Origin of the sequence: Nostoc sp. DedQUE05, assembly GCF_034530955.1 — a bacterium.
GTDB lineage: Bacteria > Cyanobacteriota > Cyanobacteriia > Cyanobacteriales > Nostocaceae > Nostoc.
On sequence record NZ_JAVRCB010000046.1, the window covers coordinates 25,530 to 51,465 of the forward strand.

The following is a 25,936-nucleotide window of genomic DNA, read 5'->3' on the forward strand; positions in this document are numbered from 1 at the left end:
TCGGAGTTATTAATTCAAAGCTAGAAATAAATTTCGAGCTAATCAGCTAAAAGAGCGATCGCTCTCCAAAACTTCATGGCTATTTTCTTCGGGAGCCTCTTGTGGCAAATTCGCTAAAAATGCTTGTAACCTCATGCGCTCAATGTAGGGCCAGCCTCCCTCAGACTCAATATCTTTCAGCAGTGAGTAAAGTTGGCGGCGGTTAACAGGCAAACTCTCTTGAAAAATCCCATCCCGGATCTCTCGGTGTAACTGCTCTAATTGCCGTAGCAAAGCCAAAAGAGCTACAGTATCGCCTTCACAAGCTGTAGCGGCATCATACACCACAGTTGTAATCGCTTGCAGTTTACCAGACAACTTCTCTGATTCAATATTTTTGCGATCGTTCATGCCACCTTTTCCGTATAAATGAGGTCAACTCAAATTTACCGGAGATTTTTAATTTTCCCTAGTTTGTCAGTTGTCTCCATGTTACCGCATCTCCTCATTTGCCCTAATTAGGGGTGAATATAACTAGATTTGTATCTTTATCAAAAGCAATTGCGATCGCTCCAAAAAGAGCGTAGTAACCTTTAGCATAGGCTTTACAGAAGCTAGATGCGATCGAGACGAGACTTTCTTGGATTTTGAGAACTTTGATTTTGAGTTAAAAAAAATCGTATGATCTGGCTGATTTACCCATCCAACAATGGGCTGTATGTAGTGGCGTCACATACATGATACAAAAAGACTTGGGCGACGACGCTTTTGCAATAAGCAAGAGCAAAGTGCGAAGCAGACACCCCTGTTTGCACTTTTCAAGGCACAAGCATTTATGCTTCTCTGTGTGAGGCTTACTCATACACTCGCCCAACTCCAAACAAATGCCACCAACAGTAAAACTGCTGGTTTTTTGCTCCCCTAGTAACACACATCCAAAATGGATGCAGTGTTCTACTTAGTCTGGGATTTACACTCCAAGCTCAAGAGAGCGACACGTTTAACTACGTTTAGCAGAGAAAAGTTTGAGCAGCGTCTGACAACTAGACACCCGAACACTTGCTTCAACTCTCTTAATCAGAGCAAAGCCGTGTCCGAACAAAGGTAGCTTTTTGCAGAGTAGCGGCTTCTCATCAGAGATCAAAGCTTCGATGCAGTTTTACAACTTAGATATTAATTTTTGAGATTGAGGTTGACCATGAGGTATCGCGCTTTAATTGTTGCATTCTTGGCTTTGTGCCTGGGGCTAATAACCGCTTGTAGTGATGCTCCTACTACCAGTAGTGGTAGAGATGTACTCACTTACGATCAAATTCGCGGCACTGGCTTGGCTAACAAATGCCCCCAACTAGGAGAAACACGCCGTGGCTCCATTCCCATTGATTCTAGCCAGTCTTATACCATCAAAGAACTTTGCTTGGAACCAACTAGCTTCTTCATCAAAGAAGAACCTGCTAATAAACGCCAAGAAGCAGAATTTGTTGCCGGCAAATTGTTGACCAGATACACTTCCACTATTGACCAGGTGCAAGGTAATCTAAAAGTTAACGCAGATAATAGCCTGACCTTTACGGAAACTGATGGTCTTGACTTCCAAGCCATCACTGTGCAACTTCCTGGTGGTGAGCGAGTACCTTTCCTCTTCACCATCAAAAATTTGGTTGCTCAAAGCCAACCCAGCTTGACCAGTATTAACACCTCTACGGACTTTGAAGGCAGCTTTAAAGTCCCTTCCTATCGTGGTGCTGCCTTCCTAGATCCTAAAGGTCGTGGTGTCGTCAGTGGCTACGATAATGCTGTTGCTCTCCCCGCCCAAGCAGATGATGAACAACTTACCCGCACTAACGTCAAGCGTGCTGAAAATCTCAATGGCAAGATTTCTCTGCAAATCGCTAAAATAGACGGTTCTAGCGGTGAAATTGCTGGCACTTTCGAGAGCGAACAGCCATCTGATACAGATTTAGGTGCTGGCGAACCTAAAGAAGTCAAGATTCGCGGTCTATTTTATGGACGGGTTGAATCGATTCGTGGCTAAATCCTTGAAAGTAAGGTAACTGACTGGCACTCAAAACGACAATTCTGTAACTATTCAGACTTGATCGCAAAAGTTAAACTATCCACCCTCTTGAAAAAAGAGGGTAGATAGATTTTTAAAAAAATGGGGATAAAGGTAAATCTGAGTAAAATTATGGGCAAAATAGCCCTGGCAATTGAAAAAATTTTTATTCCTCAGTCTTATGGGTCACTTGATTTATCCCTTTAACCTTTTTCCTTTCATTAAAACACTATAGACTTAAGTACAAAAAAGGGTGAGATGCCCTTTTTTTATTGGCTTGCGTAAATATACATAATTTTTTTTTAAATTATTATTAATTTTTAATTATTGGATAAATTTTAGTGGAATGAGCACGTAATTTTACTGTGAATCCAACTTTTGCTTGTGAAATAAAAGCTGGACTACTGTTGTTTCGTTTATCTAAATTAACTTCATGATTAATTAACTCAAGTTAAGTACAATCTCGGTTTGATATTTAGTGATTAATTTTATATTTTATTTCTATGTGGTTCTAAAAAAGCTACAAGTCATATCAAAGATAAATAACCAACTAAATAATGATTTCGCCCATTTAAATTTTGCTCGATTGTCAAGTAACCTATGGAATTTTAATAGAAAGTCTTTATTATCTACCATAGTATTTGCTAGGAAATATATCGCAATATTTCATTTGATATCGTGCGATCGCAGCTGAATTTAAAAAGCGAATAATAATTGATTCTTTATTTGCTCAATAAACCCGGTGCTATGCCTACCACAGTCACCAATGAACTAAAGCACGAAATTTGGCAGTTGTTGCGAGAATATCAGCAATCTCCGTCAGAAAACATCCGCAATCAACTGGTAAAACTCAATTTTGGACTTGTGAGAAAAGAAGCTCACTATTGGACAAATCAATGTCATGAAACCTACGATGATTTGCTCCAGGTTGGATGTTTGGGTTTAATCAGAGCTATTGAAAGATTTGAAATTTCCAAGGGACATGCCTTCAGTTCCTACGCTCTTCCCTATATTCGGGGTGAAATTCAACACTATCTCCGAGATAAAGGTGTCACCGTACGAATTCCTCGGAAATGGTTAGCGCTCCAACAGCAAGCAATAGGAGTATCACGTTCTTGGCGTGAAAAACACAATCGGCAACCAACCGACTCGGAATTAGCCGCAGCACTGGAAATTTCTCCAAACGAATGGCAAGAAATTAAATTAGCATGGGTCAATCGCGCTCCCTTGAGTCTTGATGTGCCAATCCAAGATGGAGAAGAAGGTTCTACCTGCTTAGGAGAATTGGTTCCAGATCCTCACTATCGCAGCTTTCAACTGGCACAAGAAGACCAACTTCGCTTACAACAAGCGTTGGTTCAGCTAGAAAAACGCACCCGCGATGTGTTGGAATGTGTGTTTTTGCAAGATTTGACCCAAAAACAAGTTGCAGAACATCTGGGCATCAGTGTAGTAACGGTTTCCCGTCGAGTCAAGAAAGGACTGGATTTAATGAAAGAGCTTATGGGTGTGACAGAAGATTGACTGCAAAAAACAAACCGCAGTTATACTGGGTATGCAGTGCTAAAAATAACCCTTGAAATGTAAAAAATTAGGTTATAAAGGGAACATACTTTGCCTTTGATCCAAATTTTAGGCATTGTTTATTTTCACTTTTCAATTTTCCAATGGCTTTTGAGAAAGGCTCATGGGCATAACTTCAAAAATTACAATTGCAGCTATTCTAACTTTGGCGCTCGCCGGATGTGCTTCTGAAGATACACCACAAGCCATCAATCCTGTGCCAGCTCCCAAAATAGCAAAAAAGTCGCCACCAGCGGCTCAATCCTTTAAGAATCCAGTGATACCGGCTAAACAGGTCTCACAAGTTAATCTTGCATCTGTTAACTTGATTCAATCCACGAATGCTACAGAGCGGACACGGGAACTTGTGGTATCAAAAGCTCGAAGCGATCCTTTTGCACAACTTTTCGGGCAGACTATTCCCGGAATGGCTAAAACATCTGGAAGACCAGTTCCCGTGGTGCCTAAGCTACCTACTGCATCACTAGCAGTACGAAAACTTCCAACACGCAGAATCGCTTTAAATCCAAAGAAAAACAACGTTTCTTCTGTACCAAAAAAAGTCAATCCTACTTTGACTTCAGTTGTACCAAAAAAAGTCAATCCTACTTTGACTTCAGTGTTGCCTAAAGTTTTGCCTCAAGTTGTTCCCAACCCCACTTTAGTCTCTGTATTACCACCACCAGCACAGCCTGAGTTAGCAAGGGCAGTAGTTGTGACTGGTGTAGTTCTAATTAGTAAAGAACCACAAGCAATTATCAAGGTACCGGATGAGCCGACAAGTCGGTATGTACAAGCGGGACAGCGATTAGCAAATGGCGTACTGATTAAACGTATTGAAATGAATCAGGGCTACAACCCCATCGTAATTTTGGAACAATATGGTATTGAAGTTGCCAAAATGGTAGGGGAAGGGACTGTCAAATCAACGTCGTCAGCTGCATCTGCTAGCGGCAATGCTATTTCAGTGACAACGCCCCCCCAAAATACGTTTAATGTGGGAGCTTCATAAAGATGGAGACTAAGGAAATTGAATTCGCTGGTTTGCCTTTAGCTGTTTATAGAGAAATAGCAGCTCATTTACATCAAGTCGAAGGGTTGGAAGTGGATTTAATTCCCCAGTCATCCCAACAGTTTGATTACAATCAAAGTCAAATTGCTGGCTTGAGCCTCTCGTGGACAGCAAACTCTAGCTTAGAAAGTCGGCAACGAGTTAACCAGATTTTGGCTTACTATCAAAATCGCTATATGAATTCTATTTGATTTTTTGATTTGTGAGAATTGCAACCCGCGGAACCCCGACTTCTTTAATAAGTCGGGGTTCTTGTTGTTCATGAATCATGCTACAGAGCAGCGATGTCTCCGACGGGCTACGCCTACGCACTAAGCATTATTTAACATAGGTTCATAAAGAATACTGTCTAACGACCTCACAACACCCAGCAAGGTGAGGATTTCAAAAAGCAACGTTATGATAATTAATGCATTAATCGAGCTTGGGTCTAATAATAAATTAAGTTGGCACAAATAAACCTCAATAGTACGGAGACGATTAATTGCCTCTGTACAGCAGTCAAAAACCATTGCTCTTGACTGTATATTTAGGGGCTGCGCCTAACCAAAATCAGCCGTTGTACAAATTTCCATAAGGATAATTCAAGTGACTAGGACTAATTCAGACTTTCTTTCTTCCAGCGATCCGGCGATCGCAGGGTTAATCAACGACGAACTACAGCGTCAGCAAGATCACTTGGAATTGATTGCTAGTGAAAACTTTACCTCTGCTGCTGTACTGGCGGCTCAAGGTTCGGTACTGACAAATAAATATGCTGAGGGTTTACCTGGTAAACGCTACTATGGCGGTTGTGAGTTTATCGACAAAATCGAGCAACTAGCGATCGACCGTGCTAAACAGATATTTGGTGCGGCTCATGCGAATGTACAACCCCATTCTGGCGCACAAGCCAATTTTGCAGTATTTCTATCGCTGCTGGAACCAGGGGACAAAATTATGGGGATGGATTTGTCTCATGGGGGACATCTTACCCACGGTTCTCCTGTAAATTTTTCAGGTAAGTGGTTCCAAGTTAGCCACTACGGTGTCAGTCAACAAACAGAACAACTTGACTACGATCAAATTCGCGAGCTGGCGCTGAGGGAGCGTCCTAAGCTCTTGATTTGTGGTTATTCGGCTTATCCACGTGTAATTGACTTTGAAAAATTCCGTAGTATTGCTGATGAAATCGGCGCTTACTTACTCGCTGATATTGCTCACATTGCTGGTTTAGTTGCCACTGGTCTTCATCCCGACCCCATTCCTCACTGTCACGTGGTAACAACAACTACCCATAAGACTCTACGCGGCCCTAGAGGGGGTTTAATCTTGACTAGCGACGCAGAACTAGGTAAAAAGCTAGATAAATCTGTTTTTCCTGGCAGCCAAGGCGGGCCATTGGAACACGTGATTGCTGCCAAGGCAGTAGCTTTTGGAGAAGCTCTCAAACCTGAGTTTAAAACCTATTCTGCACAAGTGATTGAAAATGCTCGTGCTTTGGCCGAACAACTGCAAAACCGTGGTTTAAAGTTAGTATCTAACGGCACTGACAATCATTTAATTTTGGTAGATTTACGCTCTGTAAGTCTAACTGGTAAGCAGGCAGATCGGCTAGTCAGTAACGTGAATATTACTGCTAATAAGAATACTATTCCCTTCGATCCGCAGTCGCCATTTGTTACTAGCGGTCTGAGGTTAGGTTCGCCAGCCATGACCACGCGGGGCTTAGGAGTAGCAGAATTTACTGAGATTGGAAATATTATTGCCGATCGCTTACTTTCTCCAGATTCCGACGTAGTAACCCAAGATTGTCGTCAACGGGTAGCGGCATTGTGCGATCGCTTCCCCTTATATCCTCATCTGGAAATTCCTGTACCAGCATTAGCCTGAGATGATAGTTAGGAGTTAAGAGTTAAGAGTGATGAGTTTTAAGTTTTGAACTTTTAACTCTAACTCCTAACTCCAAACTCCTAACTCCTAATTCCAAACTCCTAACTATTCCTTCCAATGAGTGCAGAAATTATTTGTGTTGGTACTGAACTATTGCTAGGAGATATCCTCAACGGCAATGCTCAATTTTTGGCGCAACAATTAGCGCAACTAGGTATTCCCCACTACTATCAAACAGTGGTTGGGGATAATCCAGAACGGTTGAAGCAAGTTATAGAAATTGCTATTTCCAGAGCGCAAATTCTCATGTTCACTGGTGGACTCGGCCCCACACCAGACGATCTCACCTGTGAAACCATCGCCGATTTTTTTAAAGTCCCTTTGATAGAACGTTCTGACATTATTGAAGACATAACGCAGAAATTTGCCCAACGTGGTCGGGTTATGTCACCAAGTAACCGCAAGCAGGCTTTGATTCCCCAAGGTGCAGAAATTCTCCCCAACCCTACTGGAACAGCACCCGGTATCATTTGGCAACCTCGTCCTGAAATCACGATTTTTACCTTTCCCGGTGTTCCCAGTGAAATGCATGTGATGTGGGAAGAAACAGCTGTGCCATTTCTCAAAAGTCAAGGTTGGGGTAAAGAAATTATTTACAGTCGGAGTTTAAAGTTTTGGGGTATTGGTGAATCTGCTTTAGCGGAAAAGGTTGCTTCGTATTTAAAGTTGCCAAATCCCACAGTCGCCCCTTATGCAGGTAAAGGGGAAGTTAGATTGCGAGTTTCTGCAAAAGCAAATTCAGAAGCAGCCTCAGAAGCCCTAATTGCGCCCATTGAAAAACAACTTAAAGAAATTGCCGGACTGGATTTTTATGGCGTTAATAATGATACTCTCGCTTCTGTAGTTGGTCAGTTGTTACGGGCATCAAAAGAAACGCTTTCAGTGGCAGAATCTTGTACTGGTGGCGGTTTAGGGCAAATGTTGACTGAAATTTCTGGGAGTTCTGATTACTTTTGGGGTGGAGTAATTTCTTATGACAATTCTGTGAAGGTTAGGCTGTTGGGGGTTAATCAGGAAGATTTAGATAAATTTGGAGCGGTAAGTGCTACTGTTGCAGAGCAAATGGCTGTTGGAGTCAAAACCCGCCTTGCAACAACTTGGGGACTGAGTATTACTGGAATTGCTGGCCCAACTGGAGGGACAGATACAAAGCCAGTGGGTTTAGTTTACATTGGTTTAGCCGGGCCAAACGATGAAGTGACAAGTTTTGAGTATCAGTTTGGTACTGTGCGAGGTCGAGCTTTAATTCGTCATGTGAGTGCAAATGCAGCGTTGGATAATTTGCGCCGGAAGTTGTTGACGAGGTAGCAGGTATATTATGTTTGTCATACAGATTGTATGACAAACGAACCTAACGATGCGAATTAATGCATGATTAGATGACGAGTATGCCGATCGACTAGCCTTTATTCAACAGCAGACTAATCAAGCAGTAACGAATGTGATTAAGTCTGCTATTGAGTTGTATTACCAGCAGCTTCAGCAGGAACAAAAAAATACGTTGTTGATCCTGACCCAAACAGGTTTTATTGATTGCGGTTATACAGATTCGGATCTGTCTGTAAATTACAAGTCAATTCTGAGAGATGCCTTGAAAGCTAAGTAGATTTGTGTGATTTCTGCACCCCGGTTTCAAAGAATTTCTATTGAAACTCAGCATTGGCTTTGTAGTAGGTGTACTACCGATCGGATGTTGGATTGGACTGAAGAAAAAATCAGAATGCAAACGCTCCAATCGTAAAAATTCAATTGCGATGGCGTAATCGCCCCTTGGAAGCGATCGCAAGTTAATTAACTGAAGGGCGATCGCGGATGTTCAAAAACTGTAAACTGTTTAATTTTACGTTGAATTCCCAAGAAATAATCTTTACTCAAAATTCAATCTATCAAAATAGTGAATTCATTTCATAACTATTGATGCCAGAACTTCTATCTAGGGATCGATATCGCTAACAAGCTAAATGAAGTAGAAATAGTATACTAAATCACATGAGATTGTATTGTATGAAATCCAATTATGTTGCAAAACAGCTTTCCACGGTAAAACGCTGGATGGCCACAGCGCTGTTTTGTATGTTAGCGATCGCTTTCGTTTGGCAAGGTGCATTTTTCTCGAACACCTCAGCAATGGCCGATCCTGCTGGAACCTTGATTGCATATGATGATGCAGATCGCGCTCAAGAGAAAGCTAGTAGAGATGCTGGACGAACCAAAAATTTCATTGATGATACAGCAGATAAAGTTAAGGACGCTGCCAAGAGCAATGCCAGTAAGGTTGACCAAGCAACAGACAATGGTAGCTTTATTGAGCGCAAAGCAAAGAAAGATGCCGCTACAATTCAGAAAAGAGCAAATGAAGATGCATCTCGGACTAAAGAAGCAGTAGACAATACCAAGAATGTTGTTGAACGTACTGTTGAAAATATTAAGGATGCTTTTGGTAAATAGAGATATAGCAATCCTATTGGATTTGTAAAAATCGAAAACTTTAAATTTCCGACTTCTTAAAGGGGTCGGAAATATTGTTGTTTGCTAGTAATTTCGGAAAATCTAAGGTTACATCAGCAATTTACAGGTAGTTAAACATTATGTTAGGGTAACACAGATAGCTCTGCATCCCTATAAGGTATTGTAATTAATGCCTCTTTTCCAGTTGGACACTCTTAACGAGATATATACTAATAATAAATGAAGTTAGATAAAGTAATTAAGTAGCTTTAGATACATCTTTATAACAGTTATAAGAATTAGCGATCGCTGATAAAATTAGCTGCTGTCACCGAAGAAGAGTAGAAACTCTAGTTAAATATTTACTAGCAATTATGCTAGATATATAGCTGTAAACAAAATATTTGATTTTCTTTTGTACTAACTTAAGATGGCAAAAGTGAGTAATCTGCTTAATGAACTTCCGCAAATTGCTCTTCAAAAACTTTTTTTTATATACGCATCGCAGGCATTTTATAAGTAGCATTACCCACGGAAAAATGTGTTATAAATTTAACTGATTGCAATCTTATTTGACGAATTGTTAATGGTTAACAAATTTTTCACTATCATCAATTAAGAAGTTATACTTTCCACTACAACTTAGTAACAATGTAAGAGTTTGATTCTGTGGACAACCCGACCGTGGGAAAATCAAAATACCGAGACTCGAAGTTAGAGAGGAAAACCTTATAATATGCATCTGAGCGAAATCACCCATCCTAATCAGTTGCACGGTTTATCTGTTCGCCAACTGCAACAGATTGCCCGTCAGATTCGAGATAAGCATCTTCAAACAGTAGCAGTTAATGGTGGACACTTAGGGCCAGGGTTGGGTGTTGTCGAATTAACACTAGGACTTTACCAAACACTGGACTTAGATCGGGATAAAGTTATTTGGGATGTAGGACACCAGGCTTATCCCCACAAATTGCTTACAGGACGTTACGATCGCTTCCACACCCTCAGACAAAAGGACGGAGTTGCGGGCTATCTGAAACGGGGTGAAAACAAGTTTGACCACTTTGGGGCTGGACACGCTTCTACAAGTATTTCAGCAGCTTTGGGTATGGCTTTAGCGCGAGACTTGAAAGGAGAAAAATTTAAAGCCGTTGCTGTGATTGGGGATGGGGCACTAACTGGCGGCATGGCTTTAGAAGCCATCAACCATGCCGGACACATGCCGAAAACCAACCTGTTGGTTGTTCTCAATGACAACGACATGTCCATATCTCGCAACGTCGGCGCGATTCCCCGCTATCTCAACAAAATGCGCCTCAGCCAACCGGTGCAATTTATTAAAGATAATCTTGAGGAACAGTTTAAGCAAATCCCCTTCGTGGGCGAATCCCTCTCACCCGAACTCGGACGCATCAAAGAAGGTATGAAGCGTTTGGCTGTTCCGAAGGTAGGTGCAGTTTTTGAAGAACTCGGCTTTACTTACATTGGGCCAGTGGATGGGCATAATCTCGAAGAATTGATTGCCACCTTCCAACAAGCACATCAGATACCAGGCCCAGTTTTGGTACATGTAGCAACAGTAAAAGGCAAAGGTTATGAAATTGCCGAACTAGATCAAGTTGGCTACCACGCTCAAAGCCCCTTCAACGTCGCAACTGGCAAAGCCATTCCTTCTAATAAACCCAAACCCCCGGCTTATGCCAAAGTGTTTTCTCACACTCTGGTAAAACTTGCCGAACAAAACCCGAAAATCGTCGGTATTACTGCGGCTATGGCAACAGGGACGGGTTTAGATAAACTTCAAGCAAAATTGCCGAATCAATATGTTGATGTCGGCATTGCGGAACAACACGCAATTACCCTAGCAGCAGGACTTGCAAGCGAAGGAATGCGCCCTGTCGCAGCTATTTATTCCACCTTCTTGCAACGCGCCTACGACCAGATAATTCATGATGTCTGCATCCAAAACCTGCCAGTATTCTTCTGCTTGGATCGGGCGGGAATCGTCGGATCTGATGGCCCCACCCACCAAGGTATGTATGATATTGCCTATCTGCGTTGCATTCCTAACATGGTAATCATGGCCCCCAAAGACGAGGCAGAACTGCAAAGCATGGTAGTAACTGGCGTTAATCATACCAGCGGCCCGATCGCAATGCGCTACCCTCGTGGCAATGGCTACGGCGTTCCCTTGATGGAGGAAGGCTGGGAACCTTTGGAAATCGGCAAAGGTGAGATTCTGCGTACAGGCGATGATGTGTTAATTGTTGCTTATGGCACAATGGTCTATTCAGGAATGCAAGCTGCGGAAATTCTCAGCGAACACGGTATTGAAGCAACTGTAATTAATGCCCGTTTCGTTAAGCCGTTGGATACGGAGTTGATTTTACCTTTAGCGAAGAAAATCGGCCGCGTTGTCACCTTAGAAGAAGGCTGTGTAATGGGTGGCTTTGGTAGTGCGATCGCCGAGGCTTTACTAGATGCAGATATTCTCGTTCCTGTCAAGCGATTTGGTGTACCAGATGTATTGGTAGATCATGCTGAACCCAATGAATCTAAGACAGAACTAGGTTTAACTAGTCATCAAATAGCACAGAGAGTATTGCAAGCTTTCTTTAAGCGGCAACTATCTGCTGTGGTTTAGCTTACTTATCAACGGTATTATCTAAAAATAACCCCTATAACAGGGGTTATTTTTATGAGAATATTAGCGATCGCTGGCAAGATTACGGTTGTGTAGATATTTCCCAAGAATTAGCAGAAATTATCGAGCAAAGCTGGGCTAGGCAAGATTTAGTCTCACCTTACTACATCTACCTGAAGATAGCTTACGACTTATCCCATGAAGCGATGGCTGGACTTTCAGAATTTCGTATCCCCCGCAAATTTAACAACTTATTTGATTTCCAAAAAGCCGCCGTACAGCTAGCAGTAGAAATCCTAAATCATTTGTGAACAACAAGATACTCGACTTCTTGCAGAAGCTCTAAAGGGCGGTTAGAAACGGCATCTACACAGACAAAACCCACCTTTGTGAATTTCAAAGCCTCAATTGTTCTTTAGTCTACGTTCGCGTAGCATTCCGCAGTATAAGTAGACTTGCTTTGTATAACTGCGAATTCTATTTGCTTTGGCTCTAAGTTGACTTTTGCTTGTGGAAAATACTGAAATAAGAAAGCAAACTGGGGTTTGAGAAAGTAAAAGCTGATTTGACTTGCGGAAAACACCAAAATGAGAAAGCAAAAGCTGCTTTTGCTTGCGGAAAACACCAAAATGAGAAAGCAAACTGGAGTTTGAATAAGTAAAAGCTGATTTGACTTGCGGAAAACACCAAAATGAGAAAGCAAAAGCTTCTTTTGAGAAAGCATTTCAGTATTTTGAGAAAGCAAACGGGCATTTTTGTAAAGCAATTAGGCATTTTGGTAAAGAAATCAGCAAATCTACCTGATAATTCAAAATTACGGCTGTACAAATCAAGCCAACATTTAGATAAATTCAGAACTTTGCCGTATAATTTCTCAGCTTAATTAAATATAAGGGATTTATAAAGTATAAAAAGCATGGGTAAAAAGATCGCCGCGAGCAGGGTTTGCAAAAATTGCTCGCTCGCCTTGTCATAATCAATAGAGCGAAATGATTTAGTCCGGCAAACAATCAATAAACTCAGAGAATCACTTCAGGTTAATCGAGCGGTATTGTATTATTTTTACAGTCAGTGGCAAGGACAGTTGACTTTTGAATCTTTGAATTCTAAAGAATTCTCAATACTGGGTTCCACTGGCCCAGATGATTGTTTTAACAACGAGTATGCTGCTTTATACTTAGCAGAACGTATAAAAGCGATCGCTGATATTGAATTAAAGCCAATCGAGGCTTGTCACCGAGATTTTCTCCGCAGTATGCAGGTTCGCGCCAACTTGGTTGCACCAATTATCATCCCTAAAGGATTATGGGGATTACTAGTAGCACACCACTGTCAAAGGCCTCATGATTAGTCGCCATTAGAGATAGAAATGATGCAAATAGGGGCACAAATAGCAACAGATCGTAATATTCTGGAGAGTTAAGTAACTGTGTATTCAAATCGCCTACAGTTAAGTAGCAGAGATATTTGCTAGCACTGATTTTTCTAATAAGGAGAAAGAACTGTGAAATTTGGTTACACGGTCATCTGGGTAGACGATGTAGTTAAGACGGTTGAGTTTTACGAAAAAGCTTTTGGTTTAGTTCGTCGCACTCTTTTGGAAAAGGGGCAGTCTCTCTGGGCCGAAATCGAAACCGGAAACACAACACTAGCTTTCTCCTCTAGTAACGAAGCACAGAAGTTATTTCCTGGTGGCTGCCATCCCAACCACGCTACACAACCACCGGCTTCAATCCAGATATCATTTATTACTCCTGATGTTGGCAGTGCTTATATGAGAGCGATCGGTGCTGGTGCAAAAACACTAGATGCTCCTAAAACCCAGCCTGGGGGACAAACAATTGCTCGTGTCCGCGATCCCAATGGTGTGCTGGTGTCGTTGGTGAGTGCCTAAGTAGCAAATTGCCTTCTATCGATCTAGATGGCTATGGGCAGCGCGATCGCCTTTTAGCAAGACGCAACCCACAAGGGTAAATTACGATGCTGCGTTTCTTGGCTGATAAGAACTTTAACAATCAGGTAATTCGTGGCGTTCTGCGTCGTAACAGTAATATTGATATTGTCCGTGTTCAGGATGTTGGATTGACTGAAGCAGACGATCCAACTGTATTAGAATGGGCAGTGCAAAACAGGCGTGTAGTCCTAACTCATGGTGTCGCGACGATGATAACTTTTGCTTATGAACGATTACAAGCAGGCTTGGCAATGCCTGGTTTATTTGAGATCGGTCGTCGTGTTTGGGTTGGTTTAACGATCGCAGAAATTTTATTGCTAGATGAATGTAGCTTAGAAGGAGAATAGGAAGGATAAGTCCGGTTCTTGCCTTTGCGTTAACGATTGGAGGCGATTAATTTGACTGACGTTGGCGTAGCCTGTCGTCGTTGATAAGCATTTGTTTTTTGTAGTCCCCAATCTAAAATTTGAAATTTTATGGATTCCAATGCTTTGCTGTGTGCAGCGATCGCCAATCACATTACCACCAATCCTCAAAAACGAATTACTTTTGCCCAATTCATGGACATGGCATTATACCACCCTGAATACGGCTACTATTCCAGCGATGCAGTCAAAATAGGCTTTAAAGATAGTGATTTTTTTACCTCTCCCAATCTCTGTTCTGACTTTGGCGAGTTACTCGCAGAACAATTTTTGCAAATGTGGGAGATTTTAGGAAAACCTGTACCCTTTTCTCTGGTAGAAATGGGAGCAGGTCAAGGATTGCTTGCATTGCATATCCTTAAATATCATCAGCTACACTACCCAGATTTTTTTACCGCCCTAGAGTACATAATTGTTGAAAAGTCTCCAACTTTAAGACAAGAACAGCAGCAACGCTTGCAAGATTTCCCTGTGCGTTGGTGTAATTTAGAGGAGATACCACCAAATGCGATCGCAGGTTGCTTTTTCTCTAACGAGTTAGTAGATGCTTTCCCCGTGCATCAATTCATCCTAGAAACAGGCGAACTCCGAGAAATTTATGTAACTACAGATAAGAATGAGAAAGAAACCAATGCCCCATGCCCCATGCCCCATGCCCCATACCCATCATTTATAGAAGTCACAGGGGAACCTTCAACGCCCCAACTAGCTGAATATTTAAACTTAGTGGAAATGAACTTTACCCAAAGTGCATATCCCGATGGCTACCGTAGTGAAATTAATTTAGCGGCTGGTGACTGGTTGAGTATAGTAGCAGACCGCTTGCAGCGCGGCTATGTGTTAACAATTGATTATGGCTACCCCGCCAGCCGTTACTACAATCCCAGGCGATCGCAAGGAACGTTACAGTGCTATTATCACCACCGCTTCCATGACAACCCTTATATTAATATTGGGCGACAAGATATAACTGCCCACGTTGACTTTACAGCTTTGGAACGCTGGGGCCAGAAGTGTAATTTAAAGAAAGTTGGTTTTATTCAGCAGGGATTATTTTTGATGGCATTGGGGTTAGGCGATCGGATTGCAGCCCTTTCCCAGCAAAAGCAACCTCTTTCGCAGCTACTACAGCATCGGGATGCACTACACCAACTTATAGACCCCACAGGACTCGGCGGTTTTGGAGTTTTAATTCAGAGCAAAGGTCTGGACAATACAGAAATTTCTCAACCATTAAAAGGATTGATTCTGCCAGAGTAAGTGTAAATTTGAAAAGTTAAGACTCTATTTAAGAATGCAGTATCAGTCTTATTTAGACTAGCATAACAGTGATTACTGTAAAGTTAAACACACTACCAAAGTAATAATTATGTCCACTCATGACCTGTTAATGCTAGTAACACTACTTACCCCTGGTATATTACTGTCAGTGATAATTATGTTAACTTTTGCTGCCGGTGGTTGATTGCCAGAGTCAGGAAGTAAGAAAACTGGGATTTAGGATTGTATTTTAAATTTCAAATAACTACTTCCCAACTAAATTTGAATCAAACAATGCGATGTTCACGATGGGCTATAACGCTCAATGACTCGCTCTAAGCGTTGGCGCAGCCTCTTTAAGAGTTGCTATGCCAAAAGCTTTACGCAACGCTTACGGTGACGCTGTACTAAAGGAACGTAAAAAATGAAGGTGGCATTTCTGGGAACTGGACTGATGGGACTACCAATGGCTCAAAGGTTATTAGCCGCAGATATACAGCTAGTTGCCTACAATCGTACCCCAGAAAAATTAGCATCACTACAAGCAGCTGGGGCTGAAATTGCTACACATCCCCGCCATGCCATTCGTGCTGCTGAGTGCGTAATTCTTATGCTGACTAATGCTCCAGCTATTTACAATGTGTTGCTTTCAGATACTGCTTGGCAAACTCTGGAAGGGCGCACGATTATCCAAATGGGAACAATTACGCCCACAGAAAGCCAGGAAATTAGAGATGCAGTTGTTGGGGGTGGTGGTGAGTACTTAGAAGCGCCCGTATTAGGGAGTATCCCAGAAGCAAAAGCTGGCAAGTTGAGTGTTATGGTAGGGGCCGAGCCAGAACAATACGAACGCCACTTGAAGTTACTCCAAAATTTTGGGACAGAACCTTTACTTATCGGGCCAGTGGGATCTGCGGCGGCGCTTAAATTGGCACTAAATCAATTAATAGCTTCTCTAACAACTAGCTTTGCTTTGAGTCTAGCTTTTGTCCAGCGTCAAGGTGTCGATGTAGATGTGTTTATGCAAATCTTGCGCGACAGTCCCCTCTACGCAGCTACCTTTGACAAAAAGCTACAACGGATGTTAGATGGCAATTATGCCGATCCCAATTTTCCCACAAAACACTTGCTTAAAGATACGGAATTATTTATCTCGGAAGCGAAATCTCGGAGTTTGGATCTCAGCAGTATTAAAGGAGTGCGGCAAATCTTGCAAACAGCTGTAAAAATGTCATTTGCTGATGATGATTACTCATCACTATTTTCAGTCATTAAAGAATGGGGAGAAGCGATCGGGGAATAAAGAATTTAAGCTTCATGTCACGCCTGAAAGCAGGGGAAACTAGGCGTTAACAGCCACGTATAAAGGGTTTTTACTCAAGCTTGAAGCATTAATTTTTGCATTTACTGTTCAATAAGCATTTATTGAATGAGCAAATTATGATACTCTAAACCGATTCAGTAATTGTCTTTTTGATTAAGTCGAAGTTAGGGTTGTGCGTAGTGCAACCCCAACTTGTGGTGCGCGTAGGCGTAGCCCGCACTTCTCTGCGAGACGCTGCGCGAACGACAAAGCTCAGTGACCACCGCAGGCATCGCATGAATCGACAGATGCAAAAAACTTACAATTTGATAACCCGCAACTTGGATTAATAGACGATCACTGACCATTAATAGTAGTTGAGCGAGGAAATGGTAGAGATTCAGGCGCAGACGAAGGCTGAGGTTCAGGTTGAGGATTGAGAAAATCCTGCCAAGTCTTAATTTGCTCTTGCGCTGCACTATAAGCAGCACTACCGCGTGGAATCGATTTGGCAATGTCAATGCCTCTAGCAATATCAGACTGACCTTGAGTGCGTGCTATTTCTAACAATTGCTGACTCCATTGGTCAATAGCCTGATTTGCATCCATACGTAAGATGCTATTGTTTGAAACTCGATCCGCCAGTCGTATTGCCTCAACCAAGGCTTCTGGAGTACCGGCGGCCCCCACTTCTTGGGCTTTTCTCCAGTTTTCTCTAGTGCGAATTTGCCCTTCCCAGTCATCGATCGCAGCTTGTGCTTCTTGTGAAAGCGCCCTTCCCGATGAAGCTATTTGTTGAGCTGTGCTAATGGCGGCGGTGAGATTGCCACTTTGGGCCAGTTCTTGTGCTCGATCTAAGTAAGGCTGATCTTGAATTCGCTCAATCTTTCCTGCCCAAGTACGAATTTTTTTGCGTGCTTCTGGATATAATGCACGACCTCGACGAATTTCGCTGGCCTGGGCGATCGCAGCTTGCAAGGAGTTAATATCCTCGAATATTGCAATCTGTTCGGCGCGGTCTAAGTAAGGTTGGTCTTCAATTGTCTCCACTTGGGCATTCCAGCGACCTATTTCTTGTCTAGCTTCTGCGCCTCTAGGGTTACTAGCAGGAATAAGCTGTACTTGGGCGATCGCTGCGTTTAAATTAGGGACTGTTCCCTGGCTAGCCAATATTCTTGCTTTTTCCAAATGGGCAACATCTTCAATTTCCAACTGCCAACGAGCAATTAGTTGCTGTGCTTCGTTATACACTGGTCTGGAAGGATCGATTTGTTGTGCTTGAGCGATCGCTGCCTCTAAACCAGAAACATTACCGAGCCAAGCACTTCTTTTTGCGTCAGCTATGGCAATAAAATCATCAGTTTCGCCTTGTAGTTTCGTACTTTCCGGTATTTGCCTAGCAATATTTAGCGCTTCATCCGCATCCTTTTTATCTAGTTTCGCCTGTGCCAATTCCAGCATTTTGCGTCCAAATGCCGGAACCGCTTCCTGAGCTTTTTGATAAATATAACTTTCTTGCCCAATGGACTCGGCTAACTTGATCGCTTCTAGGATGTTATCAACTACTTTACTGTTTGCTAAACTTTCGGCTTTTCCTAACTTATCGCCATCTTCCCGTGCTGTAGCAATCAGACGATTCAATTGGTCGTATTTAGTACCCGCCCAGTACTGGTTGTCTACGCGCAGCATTTTAGCGGATAACATGAACGCTGATTGCCAGCGCCGTTCCTTTACTTCGGCGATCGCACCATTGTATGTGGCTTCAGCCTTTGACCAAATTGACTGCCATTTGTCAACTTGTTCATCGACTAATTTATAAGCTGCTACATCTTCGGGTATTTTACGAGCAGTCGCGATCGCTTCCTCTAAATTACCAGTTTGGAAACTTTGATCGGCTAGCTTCAAAATATCCCGCGACCATTCTTCGATGAAACGATCGATTTCTCCATGCAACGGGTGATTTTGTGGTAGTTGCTTCACCAGAGCGATCGCTTGTAATAGGTCGTTCACTGTTTGCTTAGAAGCCGCTAACTGAGCGCAATGTAGCCGCACAGAAGCACTAGCTAGCGGCCAGAAAATCGAAGGGCAATTAGGGGCAGATGGCAACTTTAGCAGCATTGCCATTGCCAAGAATCCGACACTGCTGGGAATCAACATTAGTAGTACTAGCCACAATGTCCAGCTTTTCATCCAGCGTGGCCATTTTCCAGAAGTACTATTGAGTTGGGCAGTTTCCTCTGAATTACTATTTATAGGTAATCCTTTCTTATGGTTTTTTTTTCGCCGCTTCACTGACTTGGAGGTAGAACCAGTAGCTGGGACATCAAATGGCTGAGTTTCACCGAATTGTTCTGTTCGGGATAATCTTTTGCTTTGATCTGGCTCTCTTCCACTGGCTGAAGACCAACTGTCTGGAATATCCCGCTCTGTCATCTCTCACACCAAAATAATTGAATAGCGCTCTGTTTTAGGTTGATAATTCCATTGTTGACATAGTAACTTTCTCGTCATTAAAAAGCTACTTTTTTGATTATCTCTCTCCACAGAGTACCATTATCAATCTCAAAAATCAGTGCTATTTTATACTTTATCCTCAAACAGCAGATTCGGCTTGCAAATCGGAAATTAGTTGAGCTAACTGATCGCTACTTGCCTGGTAGACGTTGCCGCAAAAGTCGCAAGTTGCTTCGGCACCATCATCCTTGATAATCATATCTTGCAGTTCAGCTTCTCCCAAAATCTTTAGTGCCCCCAAAACGCGATCGAAAGAGCAACCACAGTGGAAGCGCAACATTTGGCGTTCGGAAAAGATTTCCAACCCCATATCTCCCAATAAGTCATCAAAGATTTCAGGTAACGTCTTGCCAGCTTGCAACAATGGCGTAAATCCTGCTAAACTAGCAACCCGTGATTCCAATGTGTCTACTAAGGCTTCGTCTCTAGCGGCTTTGGGCAATACTTGTATCAGTAATCCTCCAGCAGCAGTTACTCCCGCTGCTCCCACAAAGACACCTAAAACTAAAGCCGAAGGTGTTTGTTCAGAATTCACCAGATAATGAGCTATATCATCACCAATTTCGCCAGAAACTAGTTCTACCGTACTAGAGTAAGGATAACCACGACCGATATCCCGCACAACGTAGAGGTAGCCGCCACCCACAGCACCACCAACATCTAATTTACCTTTAGCATTAGGAGGCAATTCTATAGATGGATTGCCGACATATCCGCGTACTGTACCATCTAAACCTGCGTCTACTAATATGCCACCCAAAGGCCCATCGCCCTTCACCCGAACATTTACCCTCGATCCAGTCCGCTTCATACTAGAGGCCATTAACAAGCCCGCTGTCATAGTCCGACCCAGTGCTGCCGTTGCCACATAAGAAAGCTTGTGGCGCTGCCGTGCTTCTTCTGTTAAACGTGTGGCGATCGCACCTACGGCACGAATTCCACCTTCGGCTGCTGTTGCACGAATTAACTGATCCGCCATGAATAACCTTACATTTCTTAACAAGTTCACTTTTTCTATTCTAAGTTCTCTGCTGCAAGAAAAGTAACGTAGTCGGGTGTTACGCAAATAAACGGCTGTCATTGGTCATTGGTCATTAGTTATTTGCAAAGGACATAGACGCGCTAGCGGCTTCCCGCAGGGTAGGACTGATAACTAATGACAAAAACTATTTGCAATATTAGAAATAGCGATGTCTTATCTTTAGGTAATCCAAGAAAAATGCTGGGTAATTTTCAACAAAGCCAACTACGGATTGAAATTGAAGCATCAACAGATGCAATTCGTGATAGTCTGCTGCATCCCGTGCAACTAAAAAAATGGCTTTTAGGACAACGTTTTGCGCCAGGAATGCCAGAAGAACTACTTCCCGGATTCCAGTTTACAACCTGGACTGGGCCAATCGCGATTCATCATCAAGTAAAGGTTGTCAAATCCAATTGCCTTCGCTTACTACTCAGCGGAGGCATTGACGGGTTCCACGAATGGTACTGGGGAGAAGGTTGGGTACAGTCCCGCTTGGAAGGAGTTTCAATTTTGCCCTTGAATTTGGGTCAAACACTCAGCTTGTTGAGCTTGCGTCAGTTTTTAGCAACTCAAGAACGTTGAATTGACTAAATGTAGGGACAAGGGGATTTTCCTTGTCTCTATGTGTTTTATCAACCAGCCTAAAAATCTGTAAGTAGCCTTGCTTTTCTCAAAACAAATGTTAGAACAGTCTCTTCTTGAAAAATAATGTCGATCGCATCCCCAGTCCTCACAACTTGCCCAGTATTTCTTAATTCTAGTTTTAGAATAGTACCAGCTTCCGAGGTACGAATCACACTTTTTTGCAGTTCTGTCAATACTTGTTTTAGGTCTTTTTGAGCGTTGTTGATTGATGAGTAAATCTCAATTTCACGCAGAAGCAGACTCTTTTTTTCTTGGTTCAATCTTGCTAAACTGACTTCTCCTGTAGCACGTTCTTCAGCTATTTTCTCTGTTGCGATTGCTAACACTGCATTACTCGGATTCACTACCGCTAAAGCCCGATTTTTTCGAGCGCTCGCTGCTTCTACAGATCGCTGTTGTCGCTCAATCACTTGTTTTTGGCTTTCTACAGCAGATGTTTGCGACTCCAGGGATTGTTGTTGTTGATCAACCGCTAGTTGGGCTTCTTCTAGTTGATTCAAAGAAATCGAGCCAGATTGGGCTATGTTTTATAGCGATCGCGCTTGACAATAGCTGCTTTTAATGTTGCCTCAGTAGCTTTAGTATTTGCTTGGGCTGATTGTAAATCGGTTTGCGCTTTTTGCAATTCATCTTCGGCAATTTTAATATTAGCTTCAGCTTCTTGAACATCGCTATTAGCGGTGACTTTTCTATCTTGATAGTCGCGTTGGGTGCGATTCATATCTGCTTTGGCTGAAGCAACAGTGCGATCGCTGCGGTCAGTTTCAGCTGCAATTTGCCCATCTAAAGCGCGAATTTGGGCATTGAGTTGAGCCAGTTGCTGTTGGTTTTGTTGAATATTCCCGATGAGTTGGCTTTTTTTAGTTTGGAGTTGAGAAGAGTCAATGTAGGCGATCGCATCTCCTTTTTTCACTACTTGATTCTCTTTCACCAAGATATTTTTAACAGTTCCCTCCATCCTCGCTTGTACTATCCGTATTTCACCGTAGGGTCTGACAGTAGCGGCGGCTTTAACTGTGACGTTGTACTTGGTGAGGGCGGCAAGAATAACAGCTATACCAAAAGTGCTGACTAGAAATAGCCCACCCAGAGTTGTCCAAAGACTAATGGGGGGAAGGAATTCATCGCTTTTAACTGGGCGGAGAAAGTCTGAATTAGGGTCGCTAATCATGAGTGCTTAATATTACTTGTCTTTTATAGTTCCCTGTACCTTAGCAATTCAACCCTAATTCATGAAAACCGCGAATTTAATGAAGATATCGTGGGTTTAAATCATTATTGATTTCAGCGTAACTACTGGTGTATTTTTTTACAATTGCATAAATTGGATATAGGCAAACAAATTGCTGAGGCTAAGTTTAACGATAGTTTGTGAAGAACAATTATTTCCAATTATCCAACAAGGAGTTTTCGAAAATGCAATCTAAGACTAATGAACTACTTTTCACCGAAATCTCTGCTGAAGAAGCTGCTGCTATTAATGGTGGCGGCTGGGTAACTGTAATGAAACTTATCTGGAAAGCTGGTAGATGGGTTTGGACAGCCGTTTCAGTCTGGGAGGCATTTGATAGTGTCAAGAACTTCTTTAATAGAAAGTAAATCCCACCAAAAACTTTAAAGTCTGATGATTACTTAATCAACAATTTATTTTTACTCTAAATCATTCCTAATTACTCAACAAGGAGATTCCAAAATGCAACCTACTACTAATCAAAAACTTTTTACCGAAATCACTGCTGAAGAAGCTGCGAATATAAATGGAGGTAATTTTTTTCAGCCAATGACTAATTGGATTAACGATAGAATTAACGAAACAAATAAAGCAGTACAGACTGTTGTAAATTATTATAGGTTTAGACCCTGGCGTTAAGATGCTTTAGTTAATTTTTTAGGATTCATATAGACTCCTAAAAAATTAAAGTATCACCAAAAAAAAGGAGAAAAAATGCAATTTATTACTAAAAAACAACTTTTCACAGAAATCACTGCTGAAGAGGCAGCAAAAGTTAACGGTGGTGGCTTTTTTACTAACTTTGTTAATTTTTTGAATAAAATATTGAAGGAAAATTATAAACTAAATCCCAATATTTTTCAAAAGTCAAAATATGAATAAATACAGGGCTATTTATATGATTAAAAGTACAAGTCAAATCAACTATCAAAATAAATAGCAATAATTGACTTTTTTGACTCAATTTAAAAAAGGCTCCTGTAAAAATACAGGAGCCTTTTTTAATCTAATTTGTTATTTTTTATATATGTTGATAAAAACTTTTTTTTAAACAACATATATGAAGCTATTTTTTCGTGATATAAGAGTATGTTTAATGAATTATCCAAATGTTTTACAACATAGCGAAGAAGATTGTGGTGCTGCTTGTCTTGCTACTATTGCCAAACATTATAAACGTAATCTCAACATTAATTGTATCCGCGAAGCAGTAGGAACTGGACAACAAGGAACTACATTATTAGATTTAAGACAAGGAGCAGAAATACTGGGATTAAATGCTCACACAGTTAAAGCATCACCTGAAATACTCAATAGAATGAATGAAGCACCATTACCAGCAATCATTCACTGGATGGGGTATCACTGGGTTGTTTTGTATGGTCAAAAAAGCGGAAAATATGTAATTGCCGATCCAGCCGTAGGCGTTCGTTATCTTTCCAAAAAAGAGTTAGCCGAGGCTTGGACGAACTGGGTAATACTTTTATTAGAGCCTGATGCAACTCGCTTTTTTGTCCAACCTGAAGATAAAATTAGCGGCTTTGGACAATTTATTCAGCGAGTTTTACCTTATAGAGGCATTATTGCTCAAGCCTTGCTTTATACTTTAGTTTTGGGTTTACTCTCTTTGGCTTCCCCATTTCTTATTCAAATTCTTACTGACGATGTGTTAGTCAGAGGTGATATCAAATTACTAAATGCTGTAGTTATTGCTGTTGTAGTAATGAATATTGTTAGCAGTAGCCTCAGATTAGTGCAATCTAACTTGATTGCTCACTTTGCTCAACGCTTAGAATTAGGTTTAATTCTAGAATTTGGACGACAAATTCTGCACTTACCGCTTTCATATTATGAATCACGCCGTAGTGGTGAGATTGTCAGTAGATTACGAGATATTCAAGAAATTAATCAATTAGTTTCACAAGTAATTAGCTCACTTCCTGCAAGTATATTTATTGCCTTTGTTTCTCTAGGTTTCATGATTTTTTATAGTTGGAAGCTCACCATTATTTCTCTCCTAATACTTCCTCTAATGATGCTATCTACATTAGTTTTTCAGCCCACACTACGACAAAAAACTCGTAATTTGTTCGCATCAGAGGCAGAAAATCAAGGCGTTCTTGTGGAAAGTTTTAAAGGCGCACTCACACTCAAAACTACTACCGCAGCGCCTCAATTCTGGGAAGAATTTCAAAGTCGCTTTGGCACAGTGGCAAATCTCACCTTTCGCACTATGCAAATTGGGATTATTAACAATACTTTCTCTGGTTTAGTTTCCGCTCTTGGTAGTGTCAGCTTGCTTTGGTTTGGCAGCAACTTAGTGATTGCCAATGAAATCAGTATAGGTCAATTATTAGCCTTCAATGGTATGGTTGAGAATGTTCTAAATTTAGTCAGTGAGTTAGTAAGGTTTAATGATGAATTAATCCGAGCTAAGACTGCAACCCAACGCCTCACAGAAGTCATCGATGCTACACCAGAAAATCAAAGAGATACTAAAAAGCCTTTTGCTAAAATTATTGATAATTCCCACATAATTTGTACAAATATAAACTTTCATCACGCAGGTAGAGTTGACCTTTTAGAAGACTTCTCCGTGGCTATTCCTGGTGGTAAAGTTACCGCCCTCATTGGTAAATCCGGCTGTGGTAAAAGTACGCTGTCGAAACTGATTGCTGGCTTATATCCGCCTCAATCTGGTAATATTCGTATTGGCATTTATAATCTACAAGACCTTTCTTTAGATTGTCTCCGTCAACAGGTTATTTTGGTTCCCCAAGAAGCACACTTTTGGAGTCGGTCAATTTTGGAAAACTTCCGTTTAGGTTCGCCTCACGTCACTTTTGAGGAAATTGTTACCGCTTGTCAAATTGCGGGGGCTGATGATTTTATCAGCAAGCTACCCGATAAATATCAAACCGTTTTAGGTGAATTTGGCGCGAATATCTCTGGCGGGCAAAGGCAACGACTGGCGATCGCACGCGCTTATAGTAAACAAACCACCAGTTTTGATTTTAGATGAATCAACTGCGGGACTCGACCCTGTGAGTGAAGCAGAGGTTTTAGATAAGCTGCTCTTTTACCGTCAAGGCAAAACCACAATTCTGATCAGCCACCGCCCTAGAGTCATCAATCGGGCTGATTGGATTGTACTGTTAGATCAAGGTAAATTGAAAATACAAGCGTCTCTAAAGAAGTTACGCCACCAACCAGGTGAGCATTTAGATTTTTTAAATCCTTAAATTACTTTTAATCTTCAGCCATCAAAGCGTATATCAGTGCCATCATCATATTTCAGGTATTCTTCAAAGGCTAGTTTTGGGGTGGCTATAATCATGCTTCCCCTTTTAAATTTTTACCTTGGTTTGACGACTAACACTGAACAATTAGCCTCTTCTACAACTTGACTGCTAACAGAACCCTGAACAATTCGTTTCATCCCCATCAAGCCCCGACTGCCAATTACGATCAAGTCAGTTTTATAAATATTGGCAAGACGAATAATTTCTTCAGCGGGATCGCCAGTTACTAACTCTAACTCACTTCTGGCTGATAACTTTTCCTGATATAATTGCAGTTGCTTTTCAATATGAAAATAAGAAAACGTTGGGGACTCTGGCTGAGGGCGATCGGCAGGTAGTTCCATTTCTGACTCTGGGGTGAGAAACACATGACACAGAATAACCTTGGCGTCTTTTGAAAACACCAAACTATCTAAAGCTTGAATTACTCGTTCTGAAATATCCGAACCATCCAGAGCTACCAAAACACTATTTAGCACTGCTCTCGTCTCCTAAAGAGTAGACCCCTTACATACATAAGTATCTAGCAAAATTAGTCGGCAGTGACACTAAACTAATTTTTTATTTGACAACTTAAGTTTAGA

22 protein-coding genes and 2 pseudogenes are annotated in these 25,936 nt (G+C 41.6%); 18 read left to right on the forward strand and 6 right to left on the reverse strand.

Annotated features, from left to right (window positions below):
- Positions 1–42: 42 nt before the first annotated feature.
- The gene (locus RMZ42_RS27545) at positions 43–390 is read right to left on the reverse strand and encodes a hypothetical protein (RefSeq protein WP_322674401.1); all 348 of its coding nucleotides are present in this window, start codon (positions 388–390) and stop codon (positions 43–45) included.
- A 787-nt stretch (positions 391–1,177) separates the two neighbouring features.
- Between RMZ42_RS27545 and RMZ42_RS27550 the strand changes: the two genes are divergently transcribed.
- The 13 genes and pseudogenes from RMZ42_RS27550 (at position 1,178) to RMZ42_RS27610 (ending at position 16,636) form a co-directional block, all read left to right on the forward strand.
- Positions 1,178–2,014, forward strand: a complete 837-nt coding sequence (locus RMZ42_RS27550) for a photosystem II manganese-stabilizing polypeptide (protein ID WP_322674402.1) — start codon at positions 1,178–1,180, stop codon at positions 2,012–2,014.
- A 768-nt stretch (positions 2,015–2,782) separates the two neighbouring features.
- Positions 2,783–3,559 carry an RNA polymerase sigma factor SigF gene (locus tag RMZ42_RS27555; RefSeq protein ID WP_322674403.1) on the forward strand — a complete coding sequence of 259 codons (777 nt, stop codon included), beginning with the start codon at positions 2,783–2,785 and terminating at the stop codon, positions 3,557–3,559.
- A 163-nt stretch (positions 3,560–3,722) separates the two neighbouring features.
- A complete protein-coding gene (locus RMZ42_RS27560) occupies positions 3,723–4,610 on the forward strand; it encodes a hypothetical protein (RefSeq protein WP_322674404.1) in 888 nt (295 codons plus the stop codon).
- A gap of 2 nt (positions 4,611–4,612) precedes the next feature.
- Entirely contained in the window at positions 4,613–4,861 is a 249-nt protein-coding gene (locus RMZ42_RS27565; RefSeq protein WP_322674405.1) for a hypothetical protein, read from the forward strand.
- Between the two features lie 397 nt (positions 4,862–5,258).
- Positions 5,259–6,542, forward strand: a complete 1,284-nt coding sequence (gene glyA / locus RMZ42_RS27570) for a serine hydroxymethyltransferase (RefSeq protein WP_322674406.1) — start codon at positions 5,259–5,261, stop codon at positions 6,540–6,542.
- 117 nt (positions 6,543–6,659) lie between these two features.
- Positions 6,660–7,910: a competence/damage-inducible protein A gene (locus RMZ42_RS27575; RefSeq protein ID WP_322674407.1), complete on the forward strand. Its 1,251-nt coding sequence runs from the start codon at positions 6,660–6,662 to the stop codon at positions 7,908–7,910.
- A gap of 696 nt (positions 7,911–8,606) precedes the next feature.
- Positions 8,607–9,050 (forward strand): hypothetical protein, encoded by a 444-nt coding sequence (locus tag RMZ42_RS27580; protein WP_322674408.1) that lies wholly within the window; start codon positions 8,607–8,609, stop codon positions 9,048–9,050.
- 736 nt (positions 9,051–9,786) lie between these two features.
- Complete coding sequence (dxs, locus tag RMZ42_RS27585; protein ID WP_322674409.1) at positions 9,787–11,694, forward strand: 1-deoxy-D-xylulose-5-phosphate synthase; 1,908 nt, start codon at positions 9,787–9,789, stop codon at positions 11,692–11,694.
- A 945-nt stretch (positions 11,695–12,639) separates the two neighbouring features.
- Positions 12,640–13,117 (forward strand): annotated as a pseudogene (locus tag RMZ42_RS27590) (GAF domain-containing protein).
- A gap of 81 nt (positions 13,118–13,198) precedes the next feature.
- Positions 13,199–13,588: a VOC family protein gene (locus RMZ42_RS27595; RefSeq protein WP_322674410.1), complete on the forward strand. Its 390-nt coding sequence runs from the start codon at positions 13,199–13,201 to the stop codon at positions 13,586–13,588.
- Positions 13,589–13,674: 86 nt separating this feature from the next.
- Complete coding sequence (locus tag RMZ42_RS27600; RefSeq protein ID WP_322674411.1) at positions 13,675–13,995, forward strand: DUF5615 family PIN-like protein; 321 nt, start codon at positions 13,675–13,677, stop codon at positions 13,993–13,995.
- A gap of 129 nt (positions 13,996–14,124) precedes the next feature.
- Entirely contained in the window at positions 14,125–15,333 is a 1,209-nt protein-coding gene (locus RMZ42_RS27605) for a class I SAM-dependent methyltransferase (RefSeq protein ID WP_322674412.1), read from the forward strand.
- Between the two features lie 424 nt (positions 15,334–15,757).
- Positions 15,758–16,636, forward strand: coding sequence for an NAD(P)-dependent oxidoreductase (locus RMZ42_RS27610; RefSeq protein ID WP_322674413.1), 879 nt, complete (start codon positions 15,758–15,760; stop codon positions 16,634–16,636).
- A gap of 357 nt (positions 16,637–16,993) precedes the next feature.
- Here the strand turns inward: RMZ42_RS27610 and RMZ42_RS27615 are convergent, their stop codons facing one another.
- Positions 16,994–19,069, reverse strand: coding sequence for a chromosome segregation ATPase (locus RMZ42_RS27615; protein WP_322674414.1), 2,076 nt, complete (start codon positions 19,067–19,069; stop codon positions 16,994–16,996).
- 160 nt (positions 19,070–19,229) lie between these two features.
- Positions 19,230–20,129: an Hsp33 family molecular chaperone HslO gene (gene hslO / locus RMZ42_RS27620; protein WP_322674432.1), complete on the reverse strand. Its 900-nt coding sequence runs from the start codon at positions 20,127–20,129 to the stop codon at positions 19,230–19,232.
- A gap of 240 nt (positions 20,130–20,369) precedes the next feature.
- Here hslO and RMZ42_RS27625 point away from each other — a divergent pair, with 240 nt between their 5' ends.
- Positions 20,370–20,756, forward strand: coding sequence for a hypothetical protein (locus RMZ42_RS27625; RefSeq protein WP_322674433.1), 387 nt, complete (start codon positions 20,370–20,372; stop codon positions 20,754–20,756).
- 59 nt (positions 20,757–20,815) lie between these two features.
- Here RMZ42_RS27625 and RMZ42_RS27630 read toward each other — a convergent pair whose 3' ends face one another.
- Positions 20,816–21,319, reverse strand: a complete 504-nt coding sequence (locus RMZ42_RS27630) for a hypothetical protein (protein ID WP_322674415.1) — start codon at positions 21,317–21,319, stop codon at positions 20,816–20,818.
- Between the two features lie 20 nt (positions 21,320–21,339).
- Positions 21,340–21,990 (reverse strand): biotin/lipoyl-binding protein, encoded by a 651-nt coding sequence (locus RMZ42_RS27635; protein ID WP_322674416.1) that lies wholly within the window; start codon positions 21,988–21,990, stop codon positions 21,340–21,342.
- A 245-nt stretch (positions 21,991–22,235) separates the two neighbouring features.
- On the opposite strand from RMZ42_RS27635, the gene RMZ42_RS27640 reads away from it, so the two are divergent.
- From RMZ42_RS27640 to RMZ42_RS27655, 4 genes and pseudogenes are all read left to right on the forward strand, one after another.
- Entirely contained in the window at positions 22,236–22,418 is a 183-nt protein-coding gene (locus tag RMZ42_RS27640) for a hypothetical protein (protein WP_322674417.1), read from the forward strand.
- A 94-nt stretch (positions 22,419–22,512) separates the two neighbouring features.
- Positions 22,513–22,689, forward strand: a complete 177-nt coding sequence (locus tag RMZ42_RS27645; protein ID WP_322674418.1) for a hypothetical protein — start codon at positions 22,513–22,515, stop codon at positions 22,687–22,689.
- A 75-nt stretch (positions 22,690–22,764) separates the two neighbouring features.
- The gene (locus RMZ42_RS27650; RefSeq protein WP_322674419.1) at positions 22,765–22,932 is read left to right on the forward strand and encodes a hypothetical protein; all 168 of its coding nucleotides are present in this window, start codon (positions 22,765–22,767) and stop codon (positions 22,930–22,932) included.
- Between the two features lie 214 nt (positions 22,933–23,146).
- Positions 23,147–25,292 (forward strand): annotated as a pseudogene (locus tag RMZ42_RS27655) (peptidase domain-containing ABC transporter).
- A gap of 113 nt (positions 25,293–25,405) precedes the next feature.
- Here RMZ42_RS27655 and RMZ42_RS27660 read toward each other — a convergent pair.
- Positions 25,406–25,831 carry a universal stress protein gene (locus RMZ42_RS27660; RefSeq protein ID WP_322674420.1) on the reverse strand — a complete coding sequence of 142 codons (426 nt, stop codon included), beginning with the start codon at positions 25,829–25,831 and terminating at the stop codon, positions 25,406–25,408.
- Positions 25,832–25,936: the final 105 nt, after the last annotated feature.

Excerpts from the sequence above, each read along its gene's own strand:
- RMZ42_RS27545 (WP_322674401.1), bottom strand. The coding sequence starts at position 390 with ATGAACGATCGCAAAAATATTGAATCAGAGAAGTTGTCTGGTAAACTG.
- RMZ42_RS27550 (WP_322674402.1), top strand. The coding sequence starts at position 1,178 with ATGAGGTATCGCGCTTTAATTGTTGCATTCTTGGCTTTGTGCCTGGGG.
- RMZ42_RS27555 (WP_322674403.1), top strand. The coding sequence starts at position 2,783 with ATGCCTACCACAGTCACCAATGAACTAAAGCACGAAATTTGGCAGTTG.
- RMZ42_RS27560 (WP_322674404.1), top strand. The coding sequence starts at position 3,723 with ATGGGCATAACTTCAAAAATTACAATTGCAGCTATTCTAACTTTGGCG.
- RMZ42_RS27565 (WP_322674405.1), top strand. The coding sequence starts at position 4,613 with ATGGAGACTAAGGAAATTGAATTCGCTGGTTTGCCTTTAGCTGTTTAT.
- RMZ42_RS27575 (WP_322674407.1), top strand. The coding sequence starts at position 6,660 with ATGAGTGCAGAAATTATTTGTGTTGGTACTGAACTATTGCTAGGAGAT.
- RMZ42_RS27580 (WP_322674408.1), top strand. The coding sequence starts at position 8,607 with ATGAAATCCAATTATGTTGCAAAACAGCTTTCCACGGTAAAACGCTGG.
- dxs (WP_322674409.1), top strand. The coding sequence starts at position 9,787 with ATGCATCTGAGCGAAATCACCCATCCTAATCAGTTGCACGGTTTATCT.
- RMZ42_RS27600 (WP_322674411.1), top strand. The coding sequence starts at position 13,675 with ATGCTGCGTTTCTTGGCTGATAAGAACTTTAACAATCAGGTAATTCGT.
- RMZ42_RS27605 (WP_322674412.1), top strand. The coding sequence starts at position 14,125 with ATGGATTCCAATGCTTTGCTGTGTGCAGCGATCGCCAATCACATTACC.
- RMZ42_RS27610 (WP_322674413.1), top strand. The coding sequence starts at position 15,758 with ATGAAGGTGGCATTTCTGGGAACTGGACTGATGGGACTACCAATGGCT.
- RMZ42_RS27615 (WP_322674414.1), bottom strand. The coding sequence starts at position 19,069 with ATGACAGAGCGGGATATTCCAGACAGTTGGTCTTCAGCCAGTGGAAGA.
- hslO (WP_322674432.1), bottom strand. The coding sequence starts at position 20,129 with ATGGCGGATCAGTTAATTCGTGCAACAGCAGCCGAAGGTGGAATTCGT.
- RMZ42_RS27625 (WP_322674433.1), top strand. The coding sequence starts at position 20,370 with ATGCTGGGTAATTTTCAACAAAGCCAACTACGGATTGAAATTGAAGCA.
- RMZ42_RS27635 (WP_322674416.1), bottom strand. The coding sequence starts at position 21,990 with ATGATTAGCGACCCTAATTCAGACTTTCTCCGCCCAGTTAAAAGCGAT.
- RMZ42_RS27640 (WP_322674417.1), top strand. The coding sequence starts at position 22,236 with ATGCAATCTAAGACTAATGAACTACTTTTCACCGAAATCTCTGCTGAA.
- RMZ42_RS27645 (WP_322674418.1), top strand. The coding sequence starts at position 22,513 with ATGCAACCTACTACTAATCAAAAACTTTTTACCGAAATCACTGCTGAA.
- RMZ42_RS27650 (WP_322674419.1), top strand. The coding sequence starts at position 22,765 with ATGCAATTTATTACTAAAAAACAACTTTTCACAGAAATCACTGCTGAA.